This window comes from Kitasatospora sp. NPDC038210, assembly GCF_055600605.1.
On record NZ_JBVJYK010000002.1, the window covers coordinates 663,396 to 672,864 of the forward strand.

Genomic DNA, 9,469 nt, shown 5'->3' on the forward strand with positions numbered 1-9,469 from the left:
TGCAAATGAATTAGATGTGAACGCAATAATTTACGGCGCAGGTGCTAGGGTGGCGGCGTGGCAGAACTCGACTCCCCGGTGGAGGCCGGCCTCGTCGCGCAGTGGCGCGACCTGCTGGCCAGGCACGCTGCGGCCGCCTGCATGCTCGACCGCGAGCTGGGCGAGCGGTTCGGGCTGGGCATGAGTGAGTTCGAGGTGCTGGAGCGCCTCGTCGAGGGATGTGACGCCGGTGGCGGCCACGCGCTGCGGGTGAGCGAGTTGGCGCCGACGGTCCACCTGAGCCAGAGTGCGCTCTCCCGGCTGATCGCCCGCCTGGAGAAGGCCGGGCTGGTGACCCGGGCGATGTGCGAGAAGGACCGGCGGGGCATCGTGCTCACCCTCACCGAGGCCGGTCGGGAGCGCTACGAGCAGGCCCGTCCGCTCCACCGTGAGGTGCTGGGACTGACCCTCGGCGACGGGCTCGGCAGGCCCTGCGAAGCCCCGTCGGGCTGATCCGCCGCCACTTCTTCTCCGGCCTGGTCGGATCGGACCTGGTCGGATCGGACCAGGGTCGAATGGGGCCGAGGTGGATCGGGCCCGGGTCGGACCGAGCGGGCCGGACCGTCCGCGCGGGCCCCGGGCGGCTCAGAGGAGGGAGTGCAGCCCCGGGGCGACGGCCAGCAGGACGGCCGCGGCGGGTGCGGCCAGGGCCACCACGGTGAGCCGGAGCCGGTGGGACACCGGGAGCCGTGGACGGCCCGCGAGGAGCCGGTCCACCCGCTTCGGGGACTGCGCCAGACCGGGCGGACAGGAGCCGAACACCCCGCGGTCGAGGTTGAGTTCGGCCAGTGCGAGGGCGGTGGTGTGCCGGCCGTGCCGACGTGCGGCCCGGTCGTCGGCGGCCAGCTCGACCAGCTCCGCCACCTGGTCCCGGAACGCGCTGAACACGCCGACGCCGGGGAAGCCGGAGGCGAGCGCCTGCGCGAACTGCTGCAGCCAGTGGTGCCGGGCCCGCACGTGGCCGCGCTCATGGCTCAGCACAGCCGCCAGCTCCCGATCGGTCAGCTGCTGGAGGGCGCCGGTGGTGACCACCAGGCGGGAGTTCGGGCCCGGCAGCGACCAGGCCTCAGGGCGGATGTTCTCCAGCACCACCAGCCGCTCCCGGCGGCTCCGGGCGGTCTCGATCGACTCGGGCAACTCCGGCGCACGGGTGGCGAGTTGCGCGTGCCGCCGGTCGCGCAGCGCCTTGGCCGTACGGACCTCGCGGGTGAGCGCCAGCACCGTCTGGACGCCCCCGGCCGCCAGTACCGCGGCGCACAGCCGGCCCCAGCCCTCGGCGTCCTGCAGTCCGTATGCGGCCTCCACGCCGTGCGGCGCGCCCGAGAACACCAGCGCGCGCAGCTCCGGCAGGGCGGCGGAGGCGGCCAGCAGCAGGCCCAGCGCGCAGCACAGCAGCACCGCCACCACGAGGCACTGCCACACCAGCAGGGCCAGCACCGGTTCGCGCTCCACCCAGCCGGCCCGGGCCAGCAGCCGGGGCGCGACGGTCGAGAGCAGCAGTCCGAGCAGCAACAGGCCGATCAGGGCAGTCATCGCATGGGCTCCCCGAGTACGCACGGAACGCGACAGCGCGCTCCCTGCCAACCTATGTGCCGGCGACGCCCGGTGGAACGGCTTTCGACGGGCCAGTGACCAACGCCACGCGCGCGACGGGGTCTTGGCGCAGACGGGCGGGCGGGCAGGCGTCACATGGTCAGGAGCATGGCGAACATGCCGATGCCCATGGTGAGCCGACAGGCCTGGGGGAGTCCCGCGGTGCCGACGGCGAGGGTGCCGGCCGGGGTGCGCAGCAGCCGGCTGCCGGCCCAGACCGCGTACCCGCCGAAGTAGAGGAGGAGGCTGCCGGTCAGCAGCGGCACGCCCAGGCCGCCCTGGTGGTGCTGGTGGCCGGGGGGTCCGGCCATCGTGAGGGCCGTGTACGTCATGGCGAGCGCGCCGACGGCGTGGTGCAGCCGGTGGCCCCGGCCGGCCGGGGCGTGGGCGGCGGCGAGCAGGAAGGCCGCGGCGGGGAGGCCGAACAGCGAAGCCCAGACGGCGGCCGGGACGGTGGCGCCGGTGACGGCCATCGCGGCCATGCCGAGTCCCATCAGGGCTTCGGCGGCGTCGGACTCCCGGGCGCGCGGGCGGTGCGTGCCCGATGCGCAGGGGGCGGGGGAGGAGTGGCGCAGTCTGATCAGGCAGGTGGCGCCGGCCGTGGCGGTAAGGAGGGCGAGCAGCCAGTTGACCAGGGTGGGTCCGTGCAACGGCGGCCTCCCGGGGCGGCGGGCGGCGGAGGGCGGCGAACGACGAACAGCGGTCGGCGAACAGATGACAGCTGACAGGTTTCAACATCTGTCAGCTGTCGGCTGTCATCCGTTCGTCGTTCCTCGCCGCCGTTCGCCGCCCCCGTCCGCGGTGACGGTCGTCCCGTCCACGATCACCGGAGTCACCTCGGTGCGGCCAGGGCGCGTACGGGGGCGCACGGTTGTGACCGTCGTTGCGAGGCTCCTGGCCGCGCACCCCCGCCGGCTGCCCGGCTTCAGCCCTGGAGCCGCCCCGAGGCGACCACCCGGCTGAGGAACTGCCGGGTCCGCTCCTCCCGCGGATCGCCGAACACCTGCTCCGGCGGACCCTGTTCGAGCACCACTCCGTCGTCCAGGAAGCAGACCTGGTCGGCGACCTCCCGCGCGAACCCCATCTCGTGGGTGGAGAGGACCATCGTCATCCCCTGCTCCTTGAGGTCCCGCACCACCGAGAGCACTTCCCCGACCAGCACCGGGTCGAGCGCCGCCGTGATCTCGTCCAGGAGCAACAGCCGCGGTCCGGTGGCCAGCGCCCGCACGATGGCGACGCGCTGCTGCTGCCCGCCGGAGAGCCGGTCCGGGTACTCCTTCGCCTTGGCCGCGAGCCCGAGCCGGTCGAGCAAGTCCAGCGCCCGCGCCTCGGCCTCGGCCCGCGCGACCCCGTGCACCCGGCGCGGCGCGAGCGTGATGTTCTCCAGCACGGTCATGTGCGGGAACAGGTTGTAGGACTGGAACACCACCCCGATCCGGCGCCGCACGGCGTCCTCGTCCGCGCGCGGATCGGTGATCTCCTCGCCGTCCAGGAAGATCGCACCGTCGTCGATGCCCTCCAGCAGGTTGACGCACCGCATCAGCGTGGACTTCCCGGAGCCGGAGGCCCCGATCAACGCCGTCACCGAGTGCTCGGGCACGGCGAGGTCCACGTCGCGCAGCACCACGTGGGCGCCGAAGGTCTTGCGCACCGACTCCAGCCGCAGCACCTGCGCCGTCACACCGCACCTCCCTGGAACTGCCGACGGTTCATCCGCGCGGTCAGCCAGTCGGCGAACCGGGTCAGCGGAACGGTCAGCACGATGAACACCAGACCCGCCAGCAGGTACGGCGTGAAGTTGAAGGACCGGGACGCGATGATCTTCGCGGCGTACACCGCGTCGATCGCACCGCCGATGGACACCAGTCCGGTGTCCTTCTGCAGGCTCACCAGGTTGTTGAGCAGTGGCGGGACCACTCGCCGGACCGCCTGCGGCAGCACCACGTACCGCATCGCCTGCGCATTGGTGAGCCCCAGCGACCGCGCCGCGGCCCGCTGGCTCGGGTGCACCGATTCGATGCCGGAGCGGAACACCTCTGAGACGTACGCCGAGTACGTCAGCACCAGCGCGGCCCCGCCCAGCAGCAGGGGATCGGTGGTGACCCCGGTCAGCCGCAGCGCCGGGACCCCGGTGATCATCACCAGCAGGCAGATGATCATCGGCAGCCCGAGGAAGAAGTCCACGTACGCGGTGGCCAGCAGCCGCACCGGAAGGAAGACCGGCCCGCGCAGCGTCCGCAGCACCGCGAGCAGCAGGCCGAACACCAGGATCAGCACCCCGCAGCCGAGCATCAGCTCCAGGTTCACCCGCAGCCCCTTCAGCACCTCGGGCAGCGCCTGGCGCGCGTAGTCGAGGTTGAAGAAGGTCCGTCGGGTCACCTGCCAGCCGGGGGAGTTGACGATCAGCAGGTAGAGCGCGAACGCCGTCGCGAGGGTCGAGGCCGCGGCGATCAGCGCCGACCGGCGGGCCCGGGCGCGCCGGTACGCCTCGTGCGCGAGGCGCCGCTCGGACGGGCGGTACCCGTCGTCCCCGTCCGCGGGCTTCGCGAGCTCCACGGCTCCGGTCGCCGTCGCGTCCCCGGCCGTGCCGGGGCCGGTGTCAGCGCTCACTTCAGCACCGGCGCCGAGACGGCGTCGGAGAGCCACTGCTTCTCCAGCTTCGCCAGCGTGCCGTCCGAGCGCAGCGCGTCCACGGCCTGCGACACGCAGCCGGTCAGCTTGGAGCCCTTGTCCAGCACCAGGCCGAACTGCTCGCCCTGCGAGGCCGCCTCGAACTGGCCCACAACCTGGGCCTCCGGCACCTCGGCGCCGGTGATGTAGAAGGCGGTCGGCAGGTCCACCACCAGGGCCTCGACCTGGCCGTTCTTCAGCGCGGCCTTGGCCAGGTCGTTGGAGTCGAAGACGGCCGGCTGGCCGGTCGGCTTGATGGTGTTGGTGATGGTGTCCAGGCTGGTGGTGCCGATCTGCGCGCCGAGCTTGGCGCCCTTGAGGTCGGCGATGCTCTTGGCGCCCGCCGCCTTGGAGTTCCTCAGCGCGATGACGGCCTGGCGCACGTCGTAGTAGCCGGAGGAGAAGTCCACCGCCTGCTTGCGCTCGTCGCTGATCGACACCTGGTTGATGTCGAAGTCGAACTCCTTGGCTCCCGGCGCGGTGGCCTTGCCGAACGGCGCGACCACCCAGCTGACCTTGGACGTCGGGTATCCCAGCTTCTCCGCCACCGCGTAGGCCACGGCCGACTCGAAGCCCTTGCCGTTCTCCGGCTTGTCCTCGGAGAACCAGGGGTCGTAGGCGGGCTTGTCGGTGCCGATGGTCAGCGTCCCGGCCGTGTGCGTCGCCAGCGCCCCCGGCGCGCAGCCCGCCGCCGTGCCGCCCGTGCCCGGGGCACCGGAGGCGGCGTCGGACTTCGAGTCCTGCGGAGCGCACGCGCTCAGCGTGGCCGCGGCGGCCACCAGCGCGGCGAGGGACAGTACGGCGGACGGCTTGCGGAGGGTCATGGCGGGACTCCAGAGGAAGGACCGGGCAGGACGGGGGGAGGGACTGGCAGGACGAGCGGGGCGGAACGGGTACGACGGGCGGGACGAACGGCCGGGACGGCAGGGCGTGGCGTGGGGGGTGGGTTCCCGGCGGGTCACTTCCCCGGTGGCGGCGCCGGAACACACACGGCATGGTCGGCGTACGGGCCCACGTCCGCGGTGCCCCCGAGCCGGATCCGCCGCGGCCGGGTCGACGGCAGCCGGACAGCGGCCGGTGGCCGGCTCAACAGCAGCGGCAACAGCGGCGGCGGAGACCGCGCGCGCGACACCGACGACAACAACAGCCGTGTCGACGGGTGGGCACCCGGAACGGGCTGTCGTGGCGTACGGCCACCGTGATCACCGCCGGGAACATGCCGGGAGGTTCGCATCAGAACGGCGCATCTGTCCAGAACATCCAGATCAGTGTCCACATGTCGGACAACCGCCTTCCCGCACAGGATTTCGGGCCGGAGCGGCCGGGCGCCGCAGCTTTGCCGGTCCGGACCCCCTTGAACGGGAGAACCTTTCGTACTTATGGTGTCCCCGTTGAAATAACTCCTGTCGAAGTGAGTCCACGATGCAGAATCTTTCGCCAAGGCTCGCTGCGGCGGCCGACGCCCCGGTCTCGACCCTCGCCGGCCACCCGGCCTGGCTGCGCCTGAAGGAGGCCGTCGAGACGCTGCGCCCGCTGCAGTCCAAGGACGGCTCGATCGACCTGGCCGCCGTCCAGCGGCACACCGTCGACCCGCTGGTCGCCACCGTCCGCGCCGCCGTCGAGGAGCTCGCCCCGAACTTCCCGCACGACGCCGCGTACCTCACCGCCGTCGACGCGGACCTGGCCAAGTGGGCCGACACCGGCTACCGCGAGCCCGACTTCCTCGACTCGCTGCTCGCCTTCCAGCCCGCCGACCAGCGCGAGGACGGCCTGGAGCACCTCGTCGTCTTCCCGATGTACACCCAGAACGGCAACCCGGACCGCAACCTGGAAGCCGTCCTGCTGCGCGTCGTGTGGCCCGACTGGCTGGCCGAGCTGGAGCGCACCCGCTTCGACAACCCGATGTTCGTGCCGATCACCTTCACCGACTTCACGGCCGGCTACGACACCAACTCCGCCGTCCTCTTCCCCGAGACGGTGTCCGTGCGCAAGGCGCCGGAACGTTTCACCTGGGGTGGCATCTTCTGCGACCGCGAGGCCGCCCGCTTCCGCGCCGTCTCCACCAGCGCCGTCCAGCAGCTCGGCCTGGAGATCCCGGCCGACGCCGAGGGCCTGCTCCAGGACCAGCAGCGCGCGCAGGAGACCTTCGTCCTGTGGGACCTGGTCCACGACCGCACCCACAGCCACGGCGACCTGCCGTTCGACCCCTTCATGATCAAGCAGCGCAGCCCGTTCTGGATGTACGGCCTGGAGGAGCTCCGCTGCGACCTCACCACCTTCAAGGAGGCGGTGCAGCTGGAGTCCGAGGGCAACCCGCACGCCCGCGACGTCCAGTACGCCGTCCTCTTCGACCGCATGTTCCGCTTCCCGGTCAGCGGCGACCGCGTGCGCAACTACGACGGCCTCGGCGGCCAGCTGCTCTTCGCGTACCTGCACAAGCACGGTGCGCTGAGCTGGCGCGACAACCGCCTCTCCATCGACTGGGAGCGCGCCCCGCAGGTCACCAACGCGCTCTGCGCCGACATCGAGAAGCTGTACCGCGACGGCATCGACCGGCCCAAGCCGGCCCACTGGATCGCCGCCTACGAGCTGGTCTCCCAGTACCTCACCCCGCACCCCGCCTCCACCTGGGCGAAGGGCCCGGAGGCCCTGCCGCTCGACATCACCGACGGCAAGGCCCTCAACAAGGCCCTGTGCGACGCCGTGCTCCCGGACGAGTTCCCGCTGAGCATGTTCTACGAGGCCCTCAACAAGAAGCTGAGCGGCGTCATCGCCTCCACCACCGGCATCACCGGCAACACCATCCAGGGAGCCGCAGCGTGACCACCTCCACCAACGCGCCGCTGGCCGGCAAGGTCATCGCCGTCGCCGGAGCCAGCGGCCCCGCCGGCCGGGCCGTGCTGCGCCGCCTCGCCGCCGACGGCGCCACCGTGATCGGTGCCGACATCGACGCCCAGCGCCTGGAGTCCGCCCTGGACGCCACCCGGGTGGCGGTGCGCGGAGCCAAGATCAGCGGCCAGGTCATCGACCTGCTCGACCCGCAGGAGGTCCACGACTGGGCCGACCACCTGGAGTCGGAGCACGGTCACGTCGACGGCCTCATCCACCTGGTCGGCGGCTGGCGCGGCAGCAAGACCTTCTTCGACAGCCGGCTGGACGACTGGGACTTCCTGCACGACACCGTCGTGCGCACCCTCCAGCACACCTCGCTGGCCTTCCAGCCCGCGCTGGTCCGCAGCGAGTCCGGCCGCTACGCGATGATCTCCGCCTCGGCCGCGCACAAGCCCACGGCCGGCGGTGCCGCCTACGCCGCGGCCAAGGCCGCCACCGAGGCGTGGACCCTCGCCATGGCCGACTCCTTCAAGAAGGAGACCACCGCCCCGGACGGCGAGCCCACCGCGGCGGCTGCGATCCTGGTGATCAAGGCGTTGGTCAGTCCCGAGATGCGGGCCGAGAAGCCGGAGGCGAAGTTCGCCGGCTTCACCGACACCTCGGACCTCGCCGATCACCTGGCGGGCCTCTGGGACCGCCCCGCAGCAGAACTGAACGGACAGCACCTGTGGCTGACAGCCCGATGACCGACCTCACCCGTACGGACGCGGTACGGCGGCACGACCCCGCCGTCCGCGGCTTCGCCAGCGACAACTACGCCGGCGTGCACCCGGAGGTCCTGGCCGCGATCGCCCTCGCCAACGGCGGCCACCAGGTCGCCTACGGCGAGGACGACTACACGGCCCACCTCCAGGACGTCTTCCGCCGCCACTTCGGCGAGACGGCCGAGGCCTACCCCGTCTTCAACGGCACCGGCGCCAACGTGGTCGCCCTCCAGTCGCTGCTCCCGCGCTGGGGCGCGGTGGTCTGCGCCGAGACCGCCCACATCCACGTGGACGAAGGCGGCGCCCCGGAGAAGATGGGCGGCATCAAGCTGCTCACCATCCCCACCCCGGACGGCAAGCTCACCCCCGAGCTGCTCGACCAGCAGGCCTGGGGCTACGGCGACGAGCACCGCGCGCAGCCGCTCGCGGTCTCCATCACCCAGAGCACCGAGCTCGGCACCCTCTACACCGCCGAGGAGATCCGCGCGATCACCGAGCACGCCCACGAGCTGGGCATGCTCGTCCACGTCGACGGCTCGCGCCTGGCCAACGCCGCCGCGTCGCTCGGCCAGCCGCTGCGCGCCTTCACGACCGACGTGGGCGTCGACGTGCTGTCCTTCGGCGGGACGAAGAACGGCCTGCTGTTCGGCGAGGTCGTGGTGGTGCTCAACCCCGAGCGGGTCCGCAACATCAAGTACCTCCGCAAGACCTCGATGCAGCTGGCCTCGAAGATGCGCTTCGTGTCGGTCCAGTTCGAGGCCCTGCTCTCCGGCGACCTCTACCTGCGCAACGCCGGCCACGCGAACGCGATGGCCAGCCGCCTGGAGGCCGCCGTCCGGGGCATCGACGGCGTGGAGATCGTCCGCCCGGTCCAGGCGAACGCGGTCTTCGCGATCCTCCCGCGCGAGGTGAGCGAGCGGCTGCAGAAGCGTTACCGCTTCTACTTCTGGAACGAGCACACCGGCGAGGTGCGCTGGATGTGCTCCTTCGACACCACGGAGGCCGACATCGACGCCTTCGCGGCGGCCATCGCCGAGGAGATGGGCCGCGCCTGACGGTGCTCGACCAACGGATCGCCCCCGCCCGGACTCCCGGGCGGGGGCGATTTGCATGTGGTGGGCCGGTCCCCGTACAGTTCCGGAGTCGCCGCGGGAGACCGGGGTGACAAAGCGGAAAGCGAATCCGATGAATGAAACTCCAGAAAACGGAGCGGAAAACGTCTGATAAGCTGGAAACACGAAAGAACGAAGCCCGGAGGGTCCGCTGGAAGGCGGTCCGAAGGAAGCGTCCGTTCCTTGAGAACTCAACAGCGTGCCAAAAGTCAACGCCAGATATGTTGACATCCCCGGCCTCAGATTGTTCTGGGGTTGGAGATTCCTTTTGAAACAAACACTAGCGAGGACGCAGTGCGCGGGGCCGCCTTATTCCGGTGGTTGCCGTGCCGCTCAACGCGGGTGTGGACCGGATTACCGGTATACATTCACGGAGAGTTTGATCCTGGCTCAGGACGAACGCTGGCGGCGTGCTTAACACATGCAAGTCGAACGGTGAAGCCCTTCGGGGTGGATCAG

Annotated in this window: 9 protein-coding genes and 1 rRNA gene; 5 read left to right on the forward strand and 5 right to left on the reverse strand. The window is 71.2% G+C overall.

The window, feature by feature from the left end; all coding sequences use genetic code 11:
* Positions 1 to 57: 57 nt before the first annotated feature.
* The gene (locus ACZ7KX_RS06405; protein ID WP_470325549.1) at positions 58 to 492 is read left to right on the forward strand and encodes a MarR family winged helix-turn-helix transcriptional regulator; all 435 of its coding nucleotides are present in this window, start codon (positions 58 to 60) and stop codon (positions 490 to 492) included.
* A gap of 132 nt (positions 493 to 624) precedes the next feature.
* On the opposite strand, the gene ACZ7KX_RS06410 is transcribed toward ACZ7KX_RS06405, so the two are convergent.
* From ACZ7KX_RS06410 to ACZ7KX_RS06430, 5 genes are all read right to left on the reverse strand, one after another.
* Positions 625 to 1,572 (reverse strand): M56 family metallopeptidase, encoded by a 948-nt coding sequence (locus tag ACZ7KX_RS06410; RefSeq protein WP_350524269.1) that lies wholly within the window; start codon positions 1,570 to 1,572, stop codon positions 625 to 627.
* 152 nt (positions 1,573 to 1,724) lie between these two features.
* Positions 1,725 to 2,282: a DUF5134 domain-containing protein gene (locus ACZ7KX_RS06415; RefSeq protein ID WP_470325550.1), complete on the reverse strand. Its 558-nt coding sequence runs from the start codon at positions 2,280 to 2,282 to the stop codon at positions 1,725 to 1,727.
* A 275-nt stretch (positions 2,283 to 2,557) separates the two neighbouring features.
* A complete protein-coding gene (locus ACZ7KX_RS06420) occupies positions 2,558 to 3,313 on the reverse strand; it encodes an amino acid ABC transporter ATP-binding protein (protein ID WP_470325551.1) in 756 nt (251 codons plus the stop codon).
* Positions 3,310 to 4,188: an amino acid ABC transporter permease gene (locus tag ACZ7KX_RS06425; RefSeq protein WP_470325573.1), complete on the reverse strand. Its 879-nt coding sequence runs from the start codon at positions 4,186 to 4,188 to the stop codon at positions 3,310 to 3,312. The genes ACZ7KX_RS06420 and ACZ7KX_RS06425 overlap by 4 nt, the downstream gene beginning before the upstream one ends.
* A gap of 50 nt (positions 4,189 to 4,238) precedes the next feature.
* Entirely contained in the window at positions 4,239 to 5,126 is an 888-nt protein-coding gene (locus ACZ7KX_RS06430; RefSeq protein ID WP_470325552.1) for an ABC transporter substrate-binding protein, read from the reverse strand.
* Between the two features lie 598 nt (positions 5,127 to 5,724).
* Between ACZ7KX_RS06430 and ACZ7KX_RS06435 the strand changes: the two genes are divergently transcribed.
* The 4 genes from ACZ7KX_RS06435 to ACZ7KX_RS06450 all read left to right on the forward strand — a co-directional run.
* Positions 5,725 to 7,125 carry a DUF6421 family protein gene (locus tag ACZ7KX_RS06435; protein ID WP_470325553.1) on the forward strand — a complete coding sequence of 467 codons (1,401 nt, stop codon included), beginning with the start codon at positions 5,725 to 5,727 and terminating at the stop codon, positions 7,123 to 7,125.
* Positions 7,122 to 7,880 carry an SDR family NAD(P)-dependent oxidoreductase gene (locus ACZ7KX_RS06440; RefSeq protein ID WP_350524274.1) on the forward strand — a complete coding sequence of 253 codons (759 nt, stop codon included), beginning with the start codon at positions 7,122 to 7,124 and terminating at the stop codon, positions 7,878 to 7,880. Before ACZ7KX_RS06435 ends, ACZ7KX_RS06440 begins: the two co-directional genes overlap by 4 nt.
* Positions 7,877 to 8,953 (forward strand): threonine aldolase family protein, encoded by a 1,077-nt coding sequence (locus tag ACZ7KX_RS06445; RefSeq protein WP_350524284.1) that lies wholly within the window; start codon positions 7,877 to 7,879, stop codon positions 8,951 to 8,953. The genes ACZ7KX_RS06440 and ACZ7KX_RS06445 overlap by 4 nt, the downstream gene beginning before the upstream one ends.
* A gap of 424 nt (positions 8,954 to 9,377) precedes the next feature.
* A 16S ribosomal RNA gene (locus tag ACZ7KX_RS06450) occupies positions 9,378 to 9,469 on the forward strand; the annotation flags it as partial.